The 21,174-nt window shown below is 41.8% G+C and carries 21 protein-coding genes and 3 tRNA genes; 4 read left to right on the top strand and 20 right to left on the bottom strand.

Annotated elements, in window-relative coordinates:
• Positions 1–17: 17 nt before the first annotated feature.
• Both AB1Y31_03315 and AB1Y31_03310 read right to left on the bottom strand, forming a co-directional pair.
• Entirely contained in the window at positions 18–677 is a 660-nt protein-coding gene (locus AB1Y31_03315) for an ABC transporter ATP-binding protein (protein MEW4982193.1), read from the bottom strand.
• Positions 674–1,810, bottom strand: a complete 1,137-nt coding sequence (locus AB1Y31_03310) for an efflux RND transporter periplasmic adaptor subunit (protein ID MEW4982192.1) — start codon at positions 1,808–1,810, stop codon at positions 674–676. The genes AB1Y31_03315 and AB1Y31_03310 overlap by 4 nt, the downstream gene beginning before the upstream one ends.
• Positions 1,811–2,491: 681 nt before the next feature.
• Between AB1Y31_03310 and AB1Y31_03305 the strand changes: the two genes are divergently transcribed.
• Entirely contained in the window at positions 2,492–2,953 is a 462-nt protein-coding gene (locus tag AB1Y31_03305; protein ID MEW4982191.1) for an ANTAR domain-containing protein, read from the top strand.
• 46 nt (positions 2,954–2,999) lie between these two features.
• A complete protein-coding gene (locus AB1Y31_03300; protein MEW4982190.1) occupies positions 3,000–4,313 on the top strand; it encodes a diguanylate cyclase in 1,314 nt (437 codons plus the stop codon).
• Positions 4,314–4,479: 166 nt separating this feature from the next.
• On the opposite strand, the gene AB1Y31_03295 is transcribed toward AB1Y31_03300, so the two are convergent.
• The 11 genes from AB1Y31_03295 to uvrB form a co-directional block, all read right to left on the bottom strand.
• Positions 4,480–4,556: transfer RNA gene (locus tag AB1Y31_03295), tRNA-Pro, on the bottom strand.
• Positions 4,557–4,568: 12 nt separating this feature from the next.
• Positions 4,569–4,922, bottom strand: a complete 354-nt coding sequence (locus AB1Y31_03290) for a MerR family transcriptional regulator (GenBank protein MEW4982189.1) — start codon at positions 4,920–4,922, stop codon at positions 4,569–4,571.
• Positions 4,903–5,202 carry an integration host factor subunit alpha gene (locus AB1Y31_03285; protein ID MEW4982188.1) on the bottom strand — a complete coding sequence of 100 codons (300 nt, stop codon included), beginning with the start codon at positions 5,200–5,202 and terminating at the stop codon, positions 4,903–4,905. The genes AB1Y31_03290 and AB1Y31_03285 overlap by 20 nt, the downstream gene beginning before the upstream one ends.
• A gap of 4 nt (positions 5,203–5,206) precedes the next feature.
• The gene (gene pheT, locus AB1Y31_03280) at positions 5,207–7,585 is read right to left on the bottom strand and encodes a phenylalanine--tRNA ligase subunit beta (protein MEW4982187.1); all 2,379 of its coding nucleotides are present in this window, start codon (positions 7,583–7,585) and stop codon (positions 5,207–5,209) included.
• Between the two features lie 18 nt (positions 7,586–7,603).
• The gene (gene pheS, locus AB1Y31_03275; GenBank protein MEW4982186.1) at positions 7,604–8,602 is read right to left on the bottom strand and encodes a phenylalanine--tRNA ligase subunit alpha; all 999 of its coding nucleotides are present in this window, start codon (positions 8,600–8,602) and stop codon (positions 7,604–7,606) included.
• A 109-nt stretch (positions 8,603–8,711) separates the two neighbouring features.
• On the bottom strand, positions 8,712–9,065 hold the full coding sequence (gene rplT, locus AB1Y31_03270) for a 50S ribosomal protein L20 (protein MEW4982185.1): 354 nt from the start codon (positions 9,063–9,065) through the stop codon (positions 8,712–8,714).
• 23 nt (positions 9,066–9,088) lie between these two features.
• A complete protein-coding gene (gene rpmI, locus AB1Y31_03265; GenBank protein ID MEW4982184.1) occupies positions 9,089–9,286 on the bottom strand; it encodes a 50S ribosomal protein L35 in 198 nt (65 codons plus the stop codon).
• Positions 9,287–9,298: 12 nt separating this feature from the next.
• Positions 9,299–9,817: a translation initiation factor IF-3 gene (gene infC / locus AB1Y31_03260; GenBank protein ID MEW4982183.1), complete on the bottom strand. Its 519-nt coding sequence runs from the start codon at positions 9,815–9,817 to the stop codon at positions 9,299–9,301.
• An 87-nt stretch (positions 9,818–9,904) separates the two neighbouring features.
• Positions 9,905–11,824, bottom strand: a complete 1,920-nt coding sequence (thrS, locus tag AB1Y31_03255; protein MEW4982182.1) for a threonine--tRNA ligase — start codon at positions 11,822–11,824, stop codon at positions 9,905–9,907.
• Positions 11,825–11,877: 53 nt separating this feature from the next.
• Positions 11,878–11,954, bottom strand: a tRNA-Val gene (locus AB1Y31_03250).
• Between the two features lie 82 nt (positions 11,955–12,036).
• Positions 12,037–14,037: an excinuclease ABC subunit UvrB gene (gene uvrB / locus AB1Y31_03245; protein ID MEW4982181.1), complete on the bottom strand. Its 2,001-nt coding sequence runs from the start codon at positions 14,035–14,037 to the stop codon at positions 12,037–12,039.
• A 128-nt stretch (positions 14,038–14,165) separates the two neighbouring features.
• On the opposite strand from uvrB, the gene AB1Y31_03240 reads away from it, so the two are divergent.
• Positions 14,166–15,356, top strand: coding sequence for a pyridoxal phosphate-dependent aminotransferase (locus AB1Y31_03240; GenBank protein MEW4982180.1), 1,191 nt, complete (start codon positions 14,166–14,168; stop codon positions 15,354–15,356).
• Between the two features lie 69 nt (positions 15,357–15,425).
• Positions 15,426–15,501: transfer RNA gene (locus AB1Y31_03235), tRNA-Asn, on the top strand.
• A 235-nt stretch (positions 15,502–15,736) separates the two neighbouring features.
• Here the strand turns inward: AB1Y31_03235 and AB1Y31_03230 are convergent.
• From AB1Y31_03230 to AB1Y31_03200, 7 genes are all read right to left on the bottom strand, one after another.
• The gene (locus tag AB1Y31_03230) at positions 15,737–16,432 is read right to left on the bottom strand and encodes a hypothetical protein (protein MEW4982179.1); all 696 of its coding nucleotides are present in this window, start codon (positions 16,430–16,432) and stop codon (positions 15,737–15,739) included.
• Positions 16,433–16,518: 86 nt separating this feature from the next.
• Positions 16,519–18,201 carry a hypothetical protein gene (locus tag AB1Y31_03225; protein ID MEW4982178.1) on the bottom strand — a complete coding sequence of 561 codons (1,683 nt, stop codon included), beginning with the start codon at positions 18,199–18,201 and terminating at the stop codon, positions 16,519–16,521.
• Positions 18,202–18,385: 184 nt separating this feature from the next.
• Positions 18,386–18,733, bottom strand: coding sequence for a hypothetical protein (locus AB1Y31_03220; protein ID MEW4982177.1), 348 nt, complete (start codon positions 18,731–18,733; stop codon positions 18,386–18,388).
• Between the two features lie 220 nt (positions 18,734–18,953).
• The gene (locus AB1Y31_03215; protein MEW4982176.1) at positions 18,954–19,283 is read right to left on the bottom strand and encodes a hypothetical protein; all 330 of its coding nucleotides are present in this window, start codon (positions 19,281–19,283) and stop codon (positions 18,954–18,956) included.
• Positions 19,284–19,400: 117 nt separating this feature from the next.
• Positions 19,401–20,081 carry a hypothetical protein gene (locus tag AB1Y31_03210; GenBank protein ID MEW4982175.1) on the bottom strand — a complete coding sequence of 227 codons (681 nt, stop codon included), beginning with the start codon at positions 20,079–20,081 and terminating at the stop codon, positions 19,401–19,403.
• Between the two features lie 172 nt (positions 20,082–20,253).
• Positions 20,254–20,754 (bottom strand): hypothetical protein, encoded by a 501-nt coding sequence (locus AB1Y31_03205; protein MEW4982174.1) that lies wholly within the window; start codon positions 20,752–20,754, stop codon positions 20,254–20,256.
• Between the two features lie 171 nt (positions 20,755–20,925).
• The gene (locus AB1Y31_03200; protein ID MEW4982173.1) at positions 20,926–21,114 is read right to left on the bottom strand and encodes a hypothetical protein; all 189 of its coding nucleotides are present in this window, start codon (positions 21,112–21,114) and stop codon (positions 20,926–20,928) included.
• Between the last annotated feature and the right edge of the window lie 60 nt (positions 21,115–21,174).

Below are 21,174 nucleotides of genomic sequence, written 5' to 3'. Positions count from 1 at the left end.
GTCTCCCCAAAGCATCGTTAGAGTACGCGCCCATCTAGCATATTTAATTGTCGTCGCGCTCGAGCGCCTAATGTTGGATCATGCGTGACCACAATCAAGGTGATCCCCTCCACATTTAATGATTCTAGTAACTGCGTCACCCCTGCCCCAGACGTCGAGTCTAAGTTGCCCGTGGGCTCATCGGCTAATAATATGCTTGGTTTCATTACAATGGCTCTACCTATCGCAACGCGTTGCCGCTGCCCACCTGATAACTGGTTGGGAATATGGTGCGCCCGATCCATTAGGCTCAGTTTATCAAGCACCTCATCCACTTTTTGTTTACGCTGTTTAACGGGTATGCCCGATAACACCAACGGTAATTCGATATTTTCTCGTGCCGTTAGTCTGGGTACTAAATGATACGATTGAAAGACGAAGCCAATTTTTTCGCTTCTAACGCGGGTTCTTTCAGCTTCATTCAACTTGGACACATTGATGCCATCGAGTAGATAGTCACCCGCGTTAGCTCGATCAAGTAAGCCTAAAATATTCATTAAGGTAGACTTCCCAGATCCCGATGGCCCCATCACTGCAATGTACTCACCTGCCTCGATCTTTAGTGATACATCATCCAAGGCATGCACCACTTGATCGCCTATTTGGAAACGTTTTTCTAAATGACTTAATTCAATCATTCTTCAATGGTCACAGCCGCTCCATCTACAGCACCCTCAACATCCAGTGACAACAGCACTTGATCCCCCTCAAGCAAGCCTGCTTCCACTTCCGTAAAGCGCCAATTACTGAGCCCTGGGGTAAATTCCTTTAATGATATCCGTTGGCTTGATCGCTCATAGAGAAAAACCTTATTGCCATCAATAATGCTTTCAGTCGGTAACCTAAGTGTATTTTTTTGCTGTTGAATGACCACATCCACATCGGCGCTATAACCTATCAACAAGCCTTTCTGGTCATTGGCATTCACCAACTTAACATCGATATCGACTGTCCGCGCCTGCTTTTCAAGCTCTTTCACGTAGGGTGCTATGCGCGTCACCACTCCATCAAATTGCTCACCACGAAAAGCATCCAAGGTGATATGAACCAACATGCCTTTTTGAACCTTAGCCGCATCCACCTCATCCACCGGTGCCCTTACATACAAACACCCATCAGCAATAAGGTCCACTGCTGGCGGTGTCGCAACACCTGAGGGTGATGGCGTTATATATTCACCCACCTCACCGTTAATTTCGGCAACCACACCGGTGAATGGTGCCGTTAGTTCTGTTTTTTCAAGAATAGCTTTTTGTAATTGCATCGTCGCAATAGCACTATCTTTGCTAGCTTTTGCCTTGCGACAACCCGCAGCCGAAATGCTCACCTTTGTGGCTGCGGCATCCAAACGTTCAACAGAGACCAGTTTTTTTTCTGCTAAGCCCGCTAGCCTTTTGTATTCTCGCTTATTCAGGTCCGCCAAACCGCAGCTTTCTAACACAGCCAACTTGGCAACCTCTAGCCGTGCTTTAGCTTCTTCAAAACGTGCCTGCTGATCCTTATTCCACAACCGAATAAGCACTTGGTCTTTCTGAACATGATCACCTTCGTGGACAAATAATTCAGCAATTTGCCCGCCTATCGGCAATGATAACCGCGACCGGCTACACGCTTTAATAGTCCCTGCCCGTGTATTTGAGACCGTCAAATCCACTTGGCCTTTATTAACTGAAACCAAGCGAACTTTTATCGGTTGCTCAGCGTCAAAATAAAACCATGCCGCCATAGCCAACAGCAATAATGAAAGACCGGTAATAACCTTAATACTCATCACTTGACACCCAACTTGTTTCCCTTTAAACCATACCATATAACGCTTAGTAAGCTAACTGTATAGATGATTCAAGAGACTTAAGTCACTCGTTCAAACGATGTAAACACCTTTTAATTTTGTTGATTTTGAGCGTATTTTCAGCAATGAAAATACTCTCATCCCTCAGACTCATATAACATCAAGTAAGTATTAAGCTTTAAATGATCTCACATGCAACTCCCATGTACACATACTTGAATTCCCAAAACATAACCTGCTTAACTCATCACTAAGATACGTGACATAAGCAATAAATAGATGAATAAAAATAATTACCAACAACTACAGGAACCCCGCCATGAGCCTCCACCTAATGAAAGTTATTTTAGATATGTTTTTAGTCAACAATACTGCCTAGTTATTATTTAAAATTATAGAATAATGGAGTAACATAACTTAAAAGCATAGGCCTACCCCCCGCCTCTAAAATAAAAATGCACATACATATGTACTGAGGTTGCGATGAATAAAAGGGGAAGTCTTGTGCTCGTTGATGTATTTAGTACAACCACAACTGTACTTCAAGAGGCGCAAAATAAATTGTTAGCTCAGGGTTATGACTTGAGATTTTATGATAATTTAAATACTTTTTCTGCCCCGTCTAACAAGCCCAATATTTGCATAGTTGACGTTTCTAAAATGGAGGAATGTCATCCTTATCTTGCATCCTTACCTCACCCGTATTTGGTATCAGGCGTAAATTTTCTTAACGACCAATCCTTACCCGAAGAAGTCATTAGCCAGTCTGTAGGCTGCATTAATGGAAAACCATCGATCTCTGATATATGTACCCATATTCAACTTGGCATACTTTGGCATAAAGAACGTGAACATATCTCTAGACGCGTGCAAGACATTGACGAAAAAATGAGAAACAACCGCATCACGGGCGTTGCTATTGGTATGTTAATGCAAAAAACAGAGCTCTCTGAACAAGACATATTGGACTGCCTTAAGTCCGAAAGTAGAAATAAACAACGTCGCATGGTGGATGCATCAATCGAGATTATCGTAAATCTTCAGAAGTCCCAAAATAGTTCCTTTGACTCATTAGATGTACTGAAAAGCTGGCTTAAGTCGGCGATACCTAAAAGGACATAAGAACCTTAGAAACTTTTTGAACTGATTTTTAACAAAGGAAGTTGAGATGAAATTATTAATAGCAGAAAACGATCAAGCGATGCGTTTACTGCTTACGGAAAACACACAAAGCTGGGGCTATGAGGTTGTACCTGTGGAAGACGGTGCATCAGCGTGGGCCATAATGCAGAAAGACGACGCGCCGAGCTTATTATTGCTCGGCTGGAAAATGCCGAAGCTGACAGGTATAGACCTCTGTGAGCGTATTCGTAAAAACAATAATGGTCATACGCCGTATATTCTAATGCTAACAACATACGGCAATGCTGATAATATTAATCCAAGCTTATCAAAAGCCGTTAATGACTTTATATTCACCCCATTAAACAAAGCAGAATTACGCATACGTTTAGGCATAGGTTCTCGTGTATTGCAGCAGCAGATGTCTGATGGCTGCATAAACGCCCCATTCAATGATGCGGTAGATTATAAGCTGCTATTTGAGTGTTCAGTAGGTCCAGCATTAATATATCAAGATGGTAAGTACATTGGTTGTAATCAAGCAGCGATCGATTTGCTTGCTTGTCAAAGTAAAGAAGAAGTACTGTCTGCTGCCGCTTTAGATTTTTCAGCGCCTAAACAGCTTTGTGGTACTAACTCTTTCGATAAATCTGTTGAAATAATATCCGAGGCTTTCGAGCGTGGCAACTTGCGTATTGAGTGGCTTCTCAAAAAGCAAAATGGCGAAACCGTTCCAGTAGAGGTGTTGCTAACAGCTGTACCAATTGGCGAAAATAAGGGGCTACTTATTTCATGGAAAGACCTAACCGACGATAAAAAGAAACAAGAAGAATTACATGCCTTAGCACATTACGATGTATTGACGAAGTTACCTAATAGAGCTCTATTTGCAGATCGCTTTACTCAGGCCATTGCGCACAGTAAGCGTACCAATACGATGCTTGCGATCTGCTTTATTGATTTGGATGACTTTAAGCCGATAAATGACAATCATGGTCACCAGGTCGGTGATAATATTTTAATTGAGGTGGCTGAACGGATAAAAAAGAAACTTCGTGAAGATGATACGGTGTCTCGACAAGGGGGGGATGAATTTACGGTCATCTTAGGTGGCTTAGAAAGCCGTGATCAGGCAGAACAGATATTAAATCGTATGCTTGCTTCCTTGTCTGAGCCATACATAATGGGAGGCGAAACCCATTATCTGACTGCATCTTGTGGCGCATCTATTAACTCTAATCATAAAACCGAATTAGACGTGTTAGTGAGGCAGGCTGATCAGGCGATGTACCGTGCCAAGCAGGCAGGTAAAAACAAATTTAGCTTTTATAATTACGAGGTTACGCTGGGTCACAACTAGCTGTAAAACAGCTTCACAAGTCTCGCAATAATGGCTTAACAACGCTCGAAATTCTAAATTCAATTTACACTAGCACGAATGCAACAGAATAAGCTAAACAGTGCCAGAATGAAACTTACTTCAAATTAATCAACATGTTATGTAAACAGTATAAATTATGTTGATTTGGTCGGGGCGAGAGGATTTGAACCTCCGACCACCAGTACCCCATACTGGTGCGCTACCAGGCTGCGCTACGCCCCGATCGAAGTTTTACTATTTTAGAATAGCTAAGATTTCTTCCAATTCAGCTTTAATTTGCTGAATCTCAATTTTTGTCTGTGAGGTGTCTTTTTGCGTGCCTTCGCCCGATAAATGCGAACGCGCACCGCCTATTGTGTAACCATCTTCATAAAGCAGACCACGTATTTGCCTTATTAAAACAACATCTTGGCGTTGGTAATAACGTCTATTACCTCGGCGCTTAACAGGCTCAAGTTGCGTAAACTCTTGCTCCCAATATCTCAAGACATGAGGTTTTACAGCACACAACTCACTTACTTCACCAATAGTGAAATAGCGTTTCGCCGGTATTGCCGGCAATTCATTGTTATGGCTGGGTTCCAGCATACGCTTCTACTCGATCCTTTAGTTTTTGTCCTGTTCTCAAAGTCACTACTCTTCTAGCAGAAATAGAAACATCTTCACCCGTTTTTGGGTTTCTACCAGGTCGTGCATCTTTATCTTTTAATTCAAAATTACCAAAACCAGAAATCTTAACGTGCTCACCTTTTTCTAAAGAGTCTTTTATTGCTTCAAACATTTGTTCAACAATCTCTTTGGCCTCACGCTTGTTGAGCCCCAATTCATCAAACAGTTGTTCAGTTAAATCAGCTTTTGTTAATGACATTTTTTTATTCTCTTAGCTGAGCATTAAATAAATTATTTAAATTCTTGAGCAACTCGTTGATAAGCTCATCAACGTCTTGGTCGACTAGTGTCTTAGATTTATCCTGTAAAATCAAGCCTAAAGCGATACTTTTTCTACCAGTTTCTATACCTTGACCTTGATATATATCGAACACAACAACTTCGTTCACAAGATCATATTGCTTATTAATATAGTCAACAATGTCATTTACGTGTAATTTTTCATCGACAATGAGAGCTAAGTCACGCCTAACTGATGGGTATTTCGACATAGCTTCATACACAGGTAGCTTTCTTGTCTGAATCAATACTTGCCTTAACTCGACTAGATAAACTGGTTTTTTAACATCAAACTCACTTTCCAATGCCGGATGAAGCAAACCAATGTAGCCTACTTGCTCCCCATCTTTATTAACCAACTCCGCTGTTTGTCCGGGGTGCAACGCATCATGCTTAGCTGATTTAAATTGGTAATCTGATAGTAAGCCATTTAGAGCCAAAATTGACTCGATATCATGTTTCACATCATAAAAATCTATTGCTCTAGAAGGTTCACCCCATTGCTCTGGCTGGGACTGCCCTGTGGCCAAAATAGACAACATTTGTTCTTGCTCTAACTGCCCATCTTTTAATGTAAATTTTAAGCCTGTTTCAAAAAACCGAACAGTTTCTTCGTGGCGATTGAGATTCGCCTGCATTGCTTTAAGTAAACCCGCCCATAAGGTGGTTCGCATAACGGACAAGTCTGAGGATATCGGGTTTTTTAAACGGTAGAGCTCATCTTTCGGTGTTAATAATTTAAGTGACGCCTCTTCTGTGAAGCTATACGTAATTGCTTCTTGATAACCTAAATCAACTAATAAATCTTTAATTCTATCCAGCGGTTGAATTTTTTCTTCTACGGCTATTAGTGACCCCGATACATTCAAGCTATTTTGTGGCAACTTATCGTAGCCATACAAGCGTGCAACCTCTTCGATTAAATCTGCTTCAATCGCAATATCAAAACGGTAGCTGGGCGCGGTTACGAGCCATTTAGCATCCGTTTTTTCAATTTCCATACCTAGGCTAAGGAAGTACGATTCCACAAGCTCTTCGCTTAATGCTATACCCAGCACGCGTTGAATTCTTTCAAATCGAAGTTCAACTGGATTGTTTTGAGGTAATGTCTTTTCAGATGACGCATCCGTTAAGGGGCCAACCTGACCACCAGCAATACTTGTTAATAGTCCTATTGCTCGGTTTAGCGCCCTATAACATAGCTCTGGATCAACACCCCTTTCAAAGCGGTGAGATGCATCCGTGTGTAAACCGTATTTTCTAGATTTTCCGGCTATTGTTAACGGCTTGAAAAATGCGCATTCTAAGAAAATATCCGTCGTTTCATCATCAACAGCGGATTCCTCACCACCCATTACACCCGCAAAGGCTAATGCTTTGTTCTGGTCAGCAATGACCAATACATCGTCGTCTAGCTCAATGGTTTGCTCATTTAACAACGCCAGTGACTCATCCGCCTGTGCGCGCCTAACAACGATATCACCTTCAATTTTATTCAAATCAAACGCATGAAGTGGCTGACCTAACTCCAGTAAAACATAGTTCGTGACATCCACTAGGGGACCTAGACTACGTTGCCCGCAACGTCGTAGCTTTTCCTGCATCCATACGGGGGTAGGAACAGTTCGATCTAACCCTTTTATTACTCGGCCTAAATAACGCGGACAATCTTCTGTGGCATCAACTCTAACATTCACCTGGTCATCAATCGTAGCATCAAGATTTACAGCTTCTTTTACTGAAAACGCTTCTCCAGTAAAACAAGATATTTCACGCGCCACACCCTCGATACTTAAGCAGTCTGCTCGGTTAGGCGTTAAATCCACCTCAATAATTGTATCGTTGAGTTGAAGGTACTCTCTGATATCAACACCAATGGGTGCATCGATAGGTAACTCCATCAAACCATCGGCTGAATCGTCCAAGCCTAATTCCTGTGCAGAGCACAACATACCGTTAGAAGGCTCGCCCCTTAATTTAGAGGGCTTGATTTTGAAATCACCGGGTAATACAGCGCCAACAATAGCCACGGGGATGCGTAAGGAAACCCTCACGTTACTTGCACCACAAACAATATCTAATGATTCCAATTCACCGATCGACACTTTACACAATCGTAATTTATCTGCATTTGGATGTGCTTCAACCGACAGAACCTCACCAACAAGCACACCTGAAAACTCAGCTGCCGCTGGTTCGACTGAGTCTACTTCTAGCCCAGCCATTGTTAATTTTTCTGTTAATTGCTCTGTTGGAATAGAATAGTCTACAAATTCCTTAAGCCATGCTTCGTTTACTAACATTATGATTCCCTACCTAGCTTAATTAAATTGCCTTAAGAACTTAAGGTCATTTTCAAAAAACATCCTTAAGTCATTGATTTTATAACGAAGCATTGTTAATCGTTCCACCCCCATACCAAAGGCAAAACCAGTAAACTGATCAGAGTCAATCTTGATGTGACGAAATACTTCTGGGTGAATCATGCCGCAGCCTAATACTTCTAACCAACCGGTATGGCCACATACACGACAACCATCACCTTCACACATCACACATTCGATATCAACTTCTGCAGATGGCTCTGTAAAAGGGAAATAAGAAGGCCTAAACCTTACTTTGACATCTTTCTCAAAAAAGGCCTTTAAGAACTCACTAATCACACCTTTAAGGTCTGAAAAATTAATATCTTTATCAACGACAAAACCTTCTACCTGATGAAACATCGGCGTATGCGTGATATCTGAATCACAACGATATACCCGCCCCGGCGCAATAACCTTAATCGGTGGTTGCTGATTTTCCATCACCCGTATTTGCACCGGTGACGTATGCGTTCTTAACAAGGTGTGCTCGTCAAAATAAAAGGTATCGTGCATTGCTCGTGCGGGGTGATGAGCAGGAATGTTCAACGCTTCGAAGTTATGGAAGTCATCTTCAACTTCAGGTCCAAAAGCCACATCAAAGCCAATTCGATTAAAAATCTGCTCAATACGGCGCATGGTGCGAGTCACTGGATGAACACCACCGACGGCTTGGCCTCTGCCGGGAAGCGTTACGTCAATCGTTTCTTCAGCTAACCGTTTTGCCAGCAATTCATTCTCAAGCTGAATTTTACGCTGTTCTAATAGCCCCTGAAATTGTTGTTTAGCGTGATTAATTGTCGCGCCAACTTTAGGCCGTTCTTCTGGCGCTAGGCTACCCAATGTTTTCATCTGGCGTGTAAACACACCTTTTTTACCAAGGTATGAAACACGAATTTCTTCAACAACAGAAAGTGACTTAGCGTCTAGTAATTCTTTTTCTGCCTGCTCAACAATATTTTGTAATGAATTTTCCACGTTGTGATCTTTTTACTTATTCCAAATAAATAAGGGAAAGGCCACTAGACCTTTCCCTCACGACTAACAATCAGTTTGTAGTAGTTGTTTACAAATTTGATTTCGCAGTCGCTACCAATTGCGAAAACGCATCTTTATCAAATACTGCAAGGTCTGCTAATACTTTTCTATCTAAACCGATAGATGCTTTCTTAAGGCCATTCATAAAGCGGCTGTATGACAGTCCACAACTACGTGCGCCAGCATTAATACGTGCAATCCACAATGCGCGGAATTGACGTTTTCTTTGGCGACGATCTCGGTATGCGTATTGACCGGCTTTAATAACGGCTTGCTTAGCAACACGATAAATACGGCTACGCGCTCCGTAGTAACCTTTCGCTTGCTTTAATACTTTCTTGTGTCTTGCTCTTGCAACAACACCACGTTTTACTCTAGGCATTTCTAATCCTCAATAAATCTAAATTAACTATAAGGCAGCATGCGTGCTGCGCTTTTCGTATCAGACGCGTGAAGCAGCGATGCTTTACGCAACTGACGTTTACGTTTGGTAGTTTTTTTGGTCAAAATATGACGTAAGTGAGCTTGCTTGCATTTAAAAGCGCCTGTTCCAGTTCTCTTGAAACGTTTGGCTGCTCCACTGTTTGACTTCATCTTCGGCATTACTATACTCCGTTAATTAATTTTCTTTGGTGCCATAACCATAACCATCTGGCGACCTTCAAACTTTGGCCGTTGTTCGACCACTGCTAATTCTTCTAAATCTTTTTCTACCCGCTTTAGTAGCTCCATACCTAACTCTCTATGGGCCATCTCTCTGCCGCGAAACCTTACTGTGATTTTGGTTTTATCGCCGTGTTCTAAAAACGACCTCAGATTACGTAATTTAACGTTGTAATCACCAATATCAGTTCCAGGTCGAAATTTAATTTCTTTTACCTGAATGTTTTTTTGTTTTTTCCTTGATGCCTGTAGTTTCTTACTGGCTTCAAACTTAAACTTGCCATAGTCCATTATTTTACAGACTGGCGGTTTAGCTGTTGGAGAGACTTCGACTAAATCTAAATCTACCTCAGCAGCCATACTCATGGCTTGTTCTAACGTAACAATACCTATTTTCTCACCTTCGTGATCGATAAGCCTAAGGCTCGGTATCGTTATATCTTCGTTTATTCTTACTTTTTTTGTTGCGATTTTACAATCTCCAAAATATACAGCTAAATTAAGTGGACATTTTGTTAGCCTGTTTTACGAAGCTAATGCCCTTTGGGTACAAAACTTTTAAGATTCTAACTTATTACGCTCGGCAATATTAGTTGTCAATAGCGCGATAAAATCTTCAGGAGTGAAATTACCCATGTTTTTTCCACTTAATGAACGTACTGCTAATTCGTTATTTTCGACTTCTTTATCTCCGGCAACAACAAGATATGGAATACGCTTTAAAGTGTGCTCGCGAATTTTAAAGCCGATCTTCTCATTTCTCAAGTCTATTTTGACTCTGATGCCTTGTTTTTGAAGGATTTTTGCAATTGAAGCGATATATTCGTCGTTTTTGTCGGTAATGGACATCAAAACGACTTGTGTCGGCGCTAACCATACTGGGAATTTACCCGCATATTCTTCAATTAAAATACCAATAAAACGTTCCAACGAACCTAAAATTGCGCGATGTAACATGACCGGCGATTGTCGCGAGCCGTCTTCAGCAATAAATTGTGCATCTAAACGATCAGGCATAGAGAAATCGACCTGAATCGTGCCACACTGCCAAACACGGTCTAAGCAATCCTTTAGCGAGAATTCAATCTTAGGCCCGTAAAACGCGCCCTCTCCCGGTTGCAAGTCCCAATCCAAGCCTTTCGCGTTCAGCGCTTCTTCTAACGCTTTTTCCGACTTATCCCACACCTCATCAGCACCGACCCGTTTTTCAGGTCGCGTTGATAGCTTTATAATAATGTCGGTAAAACCAAAGTCCGCATACACTTCGTACAACAGGTCTATGAAATCAGATACTTCTGATTGAATTTGGTCTTCTGTACAAAAAATATGCGCGTCATCTTGAATAAAGTTACGCAAACGCATTAAACCATGCAAGGTGCCCGACGGTTCATTACGGTGACATGAACCAAACTCTGCCATTCTTAATGGCAAGTCACGGTAACTTTTTAAACCTTGGTTATAAATCTGCACGTGGCACGGGCAATTCATCGGCTTAACAGCGTATTCATGATTATCCGAATCAACCGTAAACATATCGTCACGGAATTTTTCCCAATGACCCGATTTTTCCCACAACGATTTATCAACCAATTGCGGCGTACGAACCTCAACGTAATTGTTTTGTTGAAGCTTGCCACGAATATATTGCTCAATAGTACGGTAAATACTTAAGCCGGCATCGTGCCAGAAAATCATTCCTGGTGCTTCTTCTTGGATATGAAATAAATCTAATGATTTGGAGATTTTCCGATGATCGCGCTTCTCTGCTTCTTCAATTCTATGCAGGTATTTTTTTAGCGATTTCTTATCGCCCCAAGCAGTGCCATAAACACGCTGAAGCATTTCATTGTCAGAATCACCACGCCAGTACGCGCCGGCCAATTTCGTTAGCTTAAATGCCTTTAAACTACCGGTATGGGGAACGTGTGGCCCTCTGCACAAGTCAGTAAAGTCGCCTTGCTTATATAAGGACAACACTTCGTCTTGTGGAATGCTTTCAATAATTTGTGCTTTGTATTCTTCTTGTTTTTCTCTAAAAAACTCAACGGCATCGTCACGCGATAATTCAAATCGTTCAACCGCTATGCTTTGCTCTGCAAGCTCAGCCATTCGTTTCTCAATTTTCTCAAGATCGTCTGGTGTAAAAGAACGTTCAAAGGCAAAGTCATAAAAGAATCCATTATCAACAACTGGACCAATGGTGACTTGCGCTGTTGGATAAAGCTGCTTAACCGCTTGCGCCAATAAATGCGCTGTAGAATGACGAATAACGTCCACGCCCTCATCGTCCCTCGCAGTAACGATTGCAAGTGTTGAATCATTTTCAATAATAAATGACGCGTCGACTAATACATCATTAACTTTGCCGGCAAGTGTTGCCTTTGCAAGCCCCGCACCAATATCTGCTGCCACCGCAAGCACGCTAATGGCTTGTAAAAACTCACGCTGACTTCCATCGGGTAATGTAATGACTGGCACGTTGAAACCTTAAGTATATATTGAGGGGTAATAAAATCATGTATTTAGAAAATTGGTAGGCACGAGTGGATTCGAACCACCGACCTCACCCATGTCAAGGGTGCGCTCTAACCAACTGAGCTACGCGCCTGCAAAATCAATTTCATAAAGACCGCGCATTGTACTTTAAAGTGACCACGTTAGTGAAGTCATCAAGCTGTTTTTTTATACAATTACGCGCCTAAAATGGATATATCCTGTAATTCATGTATCTCATCGCGTACTTTCGCCGCTTCTTCAAATTCCAAGTCACGTGAATGTTGGTACATTTTTGCCTCCAACTGCTTGATACTTTTAGCCACTTGCGCCGGCGACATGGCTTGATATTTAGCCGCCTGTTCAGCCACTTTCTTCATTGCGCCGCGTTGGCTGCGCTTAGAACCTTCCATAATATCAGTTACTTTTTTAACGATACCCTTCGGTGTGACGCCATTTTTTGTATTATAAGCCTGCTGTGTTGCTCGACGACGACTCGTTTCGTCCATTGCTCGTCGCATGGAACCGGTGATTTTATCCGCATACAAAATGGCCATGCCTTTTACGTTACGCGCCGCGCGCCCCATTGTTTGAATCATAGACACTTCTGAGCGCAAAAAACCTTCCTTATCAGCATCTAGAATAGCCACCAACGACACTTCTGGAATATCCAAACCTTCACGTAATAAGTTAATACCAATCAACACATCAAACACACCTAAGCGCAGGTCGCGAATAATCTCTACTCGCTCAACCGTTTCAATATCCGAGTGCAAATAACGCACCTTAACGCCGTGCTCCATTAGATAATCCGTTAAGTCTTCAGACATTCGCTTGGTCAGCGTCGTCACCAACACACGTTCTTCAAGCTTCACCCGTTGGTTTATTTCCGACAGCAGATCATCCACTTGCGTGGTCGCGGGGCGAACTTCAATAACCGGATCAAGCAAACCCGTTGGCCTCACCACTTGCTCAACCACCGCACCTGAACGTTCAGTTTCATATTTTGCAGGCGTCGCTGAAATAAAGACCGTTTGCGGCGCTTTAGCCTCAAACTCTTCAAAACGCATTGGCCTATTATCTAACGCCGACGGCAACCTAAAACCATACTCAACCAGGGTTTCTTTTCTTGACCTATCGCCTTTATACATGGCACCCACTTGAGGCACAGTGACGTGCGATTCATCGATAAATAACAAGGCGTTGTCTGGCAGGTAATCAAATAAAGTCGGCGGCGCATCACCGGGATTTCGACCCGACAAATAGCGCGAATAATTTTCAATACCGGAGCAATAGCCAATTTCGCGCATCATTTCAATATCAAACTTTGTACGCTCTTCCAAGCGTTGCGCCTCCACTAACTTATTTAATGATCGCAGTTGTTCCAACCGAGTCGACAGCTCTAACTTTATTTTATCAATGGACTCTAAAATGGTTTCTCGTGGTGTCACGTAATGAGAAATAGGAAAAATGGTATAGCGTGGAATACGCCGAACAATTTCACCCGTCAGCGGGTCGAATAGCGACAAGCGCTCAATTTCATCATCAAACAACTCTACGCGTATCGCATCCTGATCCGATTCTGCAGGGAAAATATCAATCACATCCCCCCGCACACGGTATGTGGCGCGAAGCAATTCAAGGTCGTTTCGCTTGTACTGCATTTCGGTTAGTTGCCGAATAATGTCACGCTGACTGATGCTCTCGCCACGTGACAAATGTAAAATCATACTAAAATATAACTCGGGATCACCCAAGCCGTAGATACATGACACACTGGCGACAATAATCGCATCATCACGCTCCATCAGCGCTTTAGTCGCCGAGAGGCGCATTTGTTGGATATGCTCGTTCAGCGATGCATCCTTATCTATAAATGTATCCGATGCAGGCATATACGCCTCTGGCTGATAATAATCGTAATACGACACAAAATATTCAACCGCATTGTCTGGCAAAAACTCTTTCAATTCGCCGTACAACTGCGCCGCTAACGTCTTATTGTGAACCAGCACCAATGCAGGCCGCTGTAATTGTGCAATCGTATGCACCATCGTGAACGTTTTACCTGAACCTGTCACACCCAATAATGTTTGATGCGCCTCACCATTTTCTATCCCTTCAACTAGCGCTTTTATCGCCTTCGGTTGATCACCAGCAGGTTTAAAAGGCGAATGAATGTCAAATTTTTTATTCATAGGGATTCTGTGTGGACGAGGCATCTAGTAGAATGCTTAGTCTGAGTGCATGCAATCGTTAATTTTATTCTAAAACGTCGAGCAACACCCCTTTTAGCTGAACTTTATTGATAGAGAAAGATAAACCAATGAGTATTAAATTGTCACAACGCGTTCAACGCATTAAACCCTCCCCTACTTTGGCTGTTACAGCACGCGCTGCTTCATTACGCGCCGCAGGACAAGACATTATTGGCCTAGGTGCAGGCGAGCCAGATTTTGATACCCCTGAGCACATTAAACAAGCTGCTAGGGACGCCATTAACGCCGGTAAAACAAAATATACGGCTGTTGACGGCACGGTTGAACTTAAAAATGCCATTATTGAAAAACTTAAACGCGACAATGGACTTGACTATCAAGCCGATCAAGTTCTTGTTTCTTGCGGCGGCAAACAAAGCTTCTTCAACTTAGCCCAAGCTTTATTGGACGACGGTGACGAAGTCATCATCCCAGCTCCTTACTGGGTATCGTATCCTGACATGAGCTTACTAGCAGGCGGCGTACCCGTTATTGTTCAAGCTGGGCAGGATCAAGCCTTTAAAATCACACCTCAGCAACTGGAAGCGGCGATCACAGAAAAAACCAAGTTGGTTGTTATCAATAGCCCTTCTAACCCAAGCGGCAAAGCCTACAGCAACGATGAGTTAGCAGCCTTAGGTGCGGTGCTTTTAAAGCACCCTAATATTTTAGTGGCTACCGACGACATGTACGAGCATATCCTTTGGTGCGACGAACCCTTCAGCAATATCGTTATGGCTTGCCCAAAACTATACGATCAAAGCATCGTATTAAACGGCGTCTCTAAAGCATACTCCATGACAGGTTGGCGCATCGGCTACGCAGCAGGGCCAGCCGACTTGATTAAAGCGATGAAAAAGATTCAATCGCAAAGCACATCAAATCCAACTTCTATTTCACAGTACGCAGCGCAGGCGGCCTTAGAAGGCGACCAATCCTGCATAAGCGAAATGCTTGTCTCGTTTAAAGAACGCCACGACTACGTTGTAGAACAGCTAAACCTGATCGACGGCATCAGCTGTATTTCGTCAGACGGCACGTTCTACTGCTTTCCAGACTTTAACCCCATTCTTAATCGTATGGACAACATTAATAACGATGTTGATTTGGCCGAATATATATTAGAAAAAGCAGGCGTCGCCTTAGTCCCCGGCTCCGCATTTGGGCTCGACGGCCACATGAGAATATCCATCGCAACCAGCATGGATAACTTAGTTAATGCCATTAAAAGAATCGCCAATTTATTAAACCAAAATTAAATGCAATTGATAGCAGATTAGCTATTGACCAACACGGCCTTGTTTCGTAAGATACGCGGCCTGAACAATTCCTCTGTAGCTCAGTTGGTAGAGCAAATGACTGTTAATCATTGGGTCACTGGTTCGAGTCCAGTCGGAGGAGCCATATATATCAAAGCCTTAACGTTTTACGACGTTAGGGCTTTTTTATTGGGGCTACTCAGGGGCTACTTTTAAATCTCTCCAGCCTTTTTGATACATCAATCCCTATCACAGGGACAGTTCTCGACACTCCAACACACAAGACCGATTGAGTAAAAACTTGAATAAGCCCTAGATTACTTACAGGCTGGGGTTGTTCGTGTTGGAGTCATGCTTACCAATTGAGTTACCCCCCTTCCCTAGCTTGATTTGTTAGATTGTATTTGTTGCGCTTGAAAATCAATATTTAGGGCTGTTAAATAACCTTGATAATGCTGAATAAATGATTCCACATGGGGCTTCATCGAACCCCAGTATTTGGAATTAGCTCTATCGGCTTCTTTGACTGCTGATATGTATCCATCTTTCCCTTCTCTATCGATAGCTAAAAAAGCCCTCTCTTCATCAACACAAGTTACCTTTACCTCTCCGAAATTTTTTTCAACTACCTTTCGAGTTTCAATAACTGATGAAGTCATGTTGTTCGCGTACGCTAGTAACTCAGATTCTCGAGGCAAAAAGATAACTAGCCGTTGGTAACATTTTAATATCCCAGCCACAGAGCTATAAAATCGCGACTGGAATTCATACAAAGATTTTCCTTCATCAAAAGGCAAATCACCGAATCTAACTGCCATCAGTTCATATCTAAAAGTTGTGACTTCATCATAAAATAATAATAGTGCCTCTTTTCTATCTCCCATATAGTCCAGATGAGAATCTTTCTGAATTTCAACTGCTGATTTTACCGATTCGATCTTTGTAGTAATCTCTTCTATATCTTCCTTTGTGGCTAAATTCTCACCTTTCTTACTTAAATAGCTAGGAAGGTAGGACTTGACAATTAGCCCGATTAAAAAAGCAATTACTGAATACAAGACTATTGTTTCGTCCAAGCTATGTCTAATCCTTTGAAGCCTTACGCCTCACTTTGTGAAAAATCTGGAAAGTAACTGAAAATTTATCCGACAGCACCCCCTTACTATGTATCTTCTAAATCGACCCCAAATTTATTGACTCTTCTTTTATTTATTTCACTCTCCGATGCTATTTTTCGAAGCGCTTCAGTTGCTCTTTTGGCTATCTCTTTTTGTTGGTCACTTGCATTTCCGAGTTGCCCAAAAGTTAAACATGTAGTTACAAAAGATGACAAATGACGTCCTGTCTCAGATTTAAATAAATTGTAATACTCATCAACTGATGTGTTAGCTAAAACCACTTCATCACTTTGATTCCAGCCATTTTGGCCTGCAATTCGATCTAATACTTGCTTAGCTATTTCTGTGGTAACCGACTGGTTATATACATCATTAAACCTATCTATTATTTCCTGATCATTGATATCACCAAAGAAGCTATACTCTTTCATGTTGAATAATTCCGTTTCGTCCTTCCTACTCTCTATATAAATATCAATAATTTCAGAGGCTTTTTCATCTTTACCTAATTCTCTAAATAGAGACACGGTGCCATTTAAGTTCAAAGGTGTTATGTACTTACAGTTTTCCTTGAGGCTTTCATATAAACCATTAATAACCTCATCACCATTATCATCAAATGTGTCATGGTAAAGATGCCAAGCTTCGGAGAATGAGCCCTCTGATTTCGAGGCAACGATTTGCTCATTTTTAGCGCCAGCTTTATCTCGAAGCTCACCTTCAACAAAAAAACCAGTCTTTACAGACTCTGCCAGCAATAAATCTAGGTCGTCTGTGAGTTGATAATTGTATGCTTGAAGAGTAGTTTTCCACTTTTTCTCTTGCTCGCTAACCTTATCGTCACCGATGCCCAGCAATGAATAACCCTTGCTGGTTATAAAGTTTAAAGAAGGTATATCTTCACTAGAATTTGAACAGAAATGACTCCATGAATAGAGCACAAGAGAATGTATAACTTGCTCAGATATTTCTGGCTCGAAGTCTTCAACCAAAGGCAGAGCTAAATCTACTAAGCGTTCGATTTTCTTAAGTATTCGTATGTTACGAATCCCAAGACTGGTTGTCAGCTCTTTTAATCTGGCATGATGGCGAAGGGCATTGGAATAGGCTATTGAAGCACATTCCTCTGGATCTGGCGCAAAGGCCAACTCGATATCTACTACCTTTTCACGATACTTTTCGTAGTCCTGAAGGCCATCTTCGCCATCGTTTAAGAGCAAAACCACCTTGCATTTTTTTTGTTCTTTTAAAAATGAAACTAGGCCTAGCACATCTTTGATCTCCAACCCTTCCCCCTTTCTCTCTAGGTCATCGATACAAATAATGGTTCTATTTAAAGATAAAAAGGAAATACTCTCAATTGTAGGGCTGAATGATTTCACTATTGGAGCTCCCTTAAATAAATGTAGAGATTGTCTGCCCAAAGACTCAAATAGGCTTAATGAATTGTCTCTGAATGTATCGAGACTAGGCTCTGTACCAATAATTTCACGCTTTATCACATTTTCAAAAATAGTATATTTAAAAGCGCCTAACGAGTTGATGCCAAATAAGGAAACATAAGAATACCGCTCAAGTTTGATTTTTTTTGAAGCGCTTGCCTCATTGAGAAACTTCTTCCAGCTAAAGGTTTTTCCTACACCCCATTCACCTTTTATAGCAATTACTTCAGGCTTATCTGATGATAAAAAATGAAGTACCTGATTTTCAATAACTTCTAACGACATATATAATCCTTCAATAGTACATAACGCTTTAGCTAAGGTACGCGTTAGCGCGTCCGAGCAAGGAACCAGCGTTGTTGAACTTTTTGTTAAAATTGCTATTCAGCATCCCCATACCCTTTCATTTGGTCAAGCTGAGCAGCACTGGAGAAGTTCCATCATTAAACATCCCCTCTTTCACTAATCTCTAACACCCACCGGCTTCCCCTTTGTACATATGCTGGTATGGCTCATACAAGTGCTTTTGCTCTCGTGAATTACCACTCTTACGCGCACGCTCTTTCCAATACTTAGACTTTGCCTTGTTATAATTACAGTTCGCTTTTTTACTTTCGGCCGAGTGCTCAGCCTGTAGTTTTTCAGCTTTCATGTATGCGTCATGCGTTTCACGCGACCTACGCTCTGAAGCTTCACGGTCTCTTTCTAACTGCTCTCGCCTGCTTGCATCTTGCATCAATCTAAGCTGGCGAGCCGCATCAGACTCGCCTGTACCAGATGACGTATAAGCCCGCCTATCGCTATAACTTGGCTTCATTGGAGCATCAATAGCAACCAACCCGCCACTATCAGTACTTTTGCACTGTATATTAGAGAATTCAACCTTTCCCGAAGCATTCTTACATTTGTATATTTTGGCCGCATAAGCATAATTAGAAATAAAAAATGCCACGACGATTAAAACAATAACTCTCAGAACCCTCTCCTTAGGTTTTTATAATTTAAACAATAGAAGGGTAAAAACCACTATCCCTGCGCTATTTGTGATGCCACCAAACTCTAAGCTTCGTCACTACGTACCAAACGAGCCCTAGTGACACAAACAGAACTGGGTAATTCAGACCTTCCTCGGCAACCCTATTAGGGTTTCCAGCCTTTGAGAATATTGAAATTAAACCACCCCAAAACATAACGGCTGAAATAATAATATGCGTTTTAAACTTCTTGCTAGTTTCCTGAACGGTCGTCAACTCAACCCCAGCCGCCTTTGACTGTTTGGCCTCAGCTATTGGAGCGCCACACTGTGGGCAAGCTACAGCGCTAGTAGAAACCTGATTATTGCAATCAGGGCAGTTAATCAATGCCATTTGAATACCTCTCCTTTAAAACCCTAGACTTGAATATAAACCAACTGTTTAATAGCGTCAATTAGGGTAGCTTATTGTTTGTTTAATAAAACAAAATGGGGCAATCAGAAATTTATATTAGTCTGGTGCCTCCGAACTTCGGATATATCGCACTTTATCTAAAAGCGCATAAAGCAGAAAAACCGAGTAGATCATACCAATGCTCACCATATCCGAACGAAGGTCAATATTTGAATATATGCTCACTATAATTAAGGCATGAATTAAAGTTGTAATTCCTAATTGCCTCAACTTTTCCTTCCTTGAATTTAGAAGATACAAATAAGCGATGACTATAGTAGATAGTAGTATCAAAAAGTCCCCAGACAGCCCAATGAATCTAATTGCGTAGGTCACTAATTCTTCTTCAGTATTTAATAGGCTAATAAACCAAAGCCCAAAACCTATCCCAAAGAAAGCCCCCGCAACAATTGCTCCAGCAGACAAGCCAGCCCTTGCAAAGAGTAACCCCCCTTTAATTAAGCTAGAGCTCTTCACATACCTGTCACCCTTAAGCGCTTTTGCAATTGCAATAATAATGAATCCTGACAAACTGAGTATGGAGAATGTATGTATCGAATAAATTCCCTGTATAAAACCTACATATTTATCCGGCAGCTGATCTGCTAGATCATATACAACCCCACCATACAAAATAACTAGCACTCCAAAAATCGAAAATACGACAGCATTTTCGATCATTGCTTGAAGCCCAATTAGCTCTACAGGGCTCTTTTCACCATCCGTTGAATTAAACATTTAAAATATCGCCCTCCATTTGGCAAAATCATTATTTTTTAAGCACGCTACCTGCTAGTCTATAGCGCATTTATAGCTAGGAAGACCACTTTCTTCTAAAGTATTAATACTGAGCTTCTAATCTTGCTCACGCTTCAAACGTGACCAAGCCAAACCCTAACTGGTTTGCGGCTCACTGAGTAGCATCCATCACCTGCGCGTAAATACGCTGCTGTATGCTTTCACTGTCAGTAACTAATGTCTGAGTTGTTTGGCTAACCTGTGTCGACTTAGAGTGTCGCTCATTAACGCCAAGCGTAACACTAGCCTTGTCGATTAAGTCTTGTGCGTTTTTGTGGTCGAGCATACTCAGCTCTTCGTGATTTTTTAATTTCTCACCAACTCCGACTAAATTATTTTCAGTCATCGTGCGGATAGTCTGCTTATGCGCTGCCAGCTTATTCACCTCTTCTGTCACAAGTGCCTGTTCTGTGACAGGTAATGTGACAAAACTAGCCTTATCGCTTGCCATGCTTGAGATTAGTTGTGACACATCACCCTTTGAAACACCTCTCTTTTTCGCCTCACGATCTATCTTTCTATAGTTCACGCCTGTTTGCTTTGCACACTCACGAAGGCTTTCACCTGATCGGAATAATGCAATAGCTCTATCAAGGTCTGAATCTTTACTCATACCTAACACCCCGTTGACCGCCCTTCATACCTTTCTTGAAGAGACCTATAGAACTCCCTAGATGAACCCGAGTACCTAGATTTCTTTTTCCAGTATTTAGACTTGGCTTTATGGTAATTACAATCTGTTTAAAATCTACAAAGCGCAGCCACCAAAGCAGTGAGCCTAAAATTACCTACCTGTCCTTATTACGCCATCTTCTACTGGCATTTCATCTTCAAAGGTATGTATTGCATCTTCAAGGCGTTCAATTGCCTGATCAAGGTCAGGTGGTCTCGCCCAAAACGCTTCTTTGGCTGCAAAAAAAAGGTTCACCGCATAATCTGGCACAGTCGGCTTTAATTTAATGACGTTGCTCATATTTCTCTCCGTATAAATCCTGTAATTTATTAAGTTCTTTGCTAATGATTAATCACGCTA

Source organism: Cycloclasticus sp. (assembly GCA_040743155.1).
Taxonomy (GTDB): Bacteria; Pseudomonadota; Gammaproteobacteria; order Methylococcales; family Cycloclasticaceae; genus Cycloclasticus.
Note: the sequence above shows the minus strand (reverse complement) of the source record. Positions and strands in the feature narration are given on the sequence as shown.

Excerpts from the sequence above, each read along its gene's own strand:
- AB1Y31_03315 (MEW4982193.1), bottom strand. The coding sequence starts at position 677 with ATGATTGAATTAAGTCATTTAGAAAAACGTTTCCAAATAGGCGATCAA.
- AB1Y31_03310 (MEW4982192.1), bottom strand. The coding sequence starts at position 1,810 with ATGAGTATTAAGGTTATTACCGGTCTTTCATTATTGCTGTTGGCTATG.
- AB1Y31_03305 (MEW4982191.1), top strand. The coding sequence starts at position 2,492 with ATGGAGGAATGTCATCCTTATCTTGCATCCTTACCTCACCCGTATTTG.
- AB1Y31_03300 (MEW4982190.1), top strand. The coding sequence starts at position 3,000 with ATGAAATTATTAATAGCAGAAAACGATCAAGCGATGCGTTTACTGCTT.
- AB1Y31_03290 (MEW4982189.1), bottom strand. The coding sequence starts at position 4,922 with ATGCTGGAACCCAGCCATAACAATGAATTGCCGGCAATACCGGCGAAA.
- AB1Y31_03285 (MEW4982188.1), bottom strand. The coding sequence starts at position 5,202 with ATGTCATTAACAAAAGCTGATTTAACTGAACAACTGTTTGATGAATTG.
- pheT (MEW4982187.1), bottom strand. The coding sequence starts at position 7,585 with ATGTTAGTAAACGAAGCATGGCTTAAGGAATTTGTAGACTATTCTATT.
- rplT (MEW4982185.1), bottom strand. The coding sequence starts at position 9,065 with ATGCCTAGAGTAAAACGTGGTGTTGTTGCAAGAGCAAGACACAAGAAA.
- rpmI (MEW4982184.1), bottom strand. The coding sequence starts at position 9,286 with ATGCCGAAGATGAAGTCAAACAGTGGAGCAGCCAAACGTTTCAAGAGA.
- uvrB (MEW4982181.1), bottom strand. The coding sequence starts at position 14,037 with ATGAATAAAAAATTTGACATTCATTCGCCTTTTAAACCTGCTGGTGAT.
- AB1Y31_03240 (MEW4982180.1), top strand. The coding sequence starts at position 14,166 with ATGAGTATTAAATTGTCACAACGCGTTCAACGCATTAAACCCTCCCCT.
- AB1Y31_03225 (MEW4982178.1), bottom strand. The coding sequence starts at position 18,201 with ATGTCGTTAGAAGTTATTGAAAATCAGGTACTTCATTTTTTATCATCA.
- AB1Y31_03220 (MEW4982177.1), bottom strand. The coding sequence starts at position 18,733 with ATGAAGCCAAGTTATAGCGATAGGCGGGCTTATACGTCATCTGGTACA.
- AB1Y31_03215 (MEW4982176.1), bottom strand. The coding sequence starts at position 19,283 with ATGGCATTGATTAACTGCCCTGATTGCAATAATCAGGTTTCTACTAGC.
- AB1Y31_03210 (MEW4982175.1), bottom strand. The coding sequence starts at position 20,081 with ATGTTTAATTCAACGGATGGTGAAAAGAGCCCTGTAGAGCTAATTGGG.
- AB1Y31_03205 (MEW4982174.1), bottom strand. The coding sequence starts at position 20,754 with ATGAGTAAAGATTCAGACCTTGATAGAGCTATTGCATTATTCCGATCA.
- AB1Y31_03200 (MEW4982173.1), bottom strand. The coding sequence starts at position 21,114 with ATGAGCAACGTCATTAAATTAAAGCCGACTGTGCCAGATTATGCGGTG.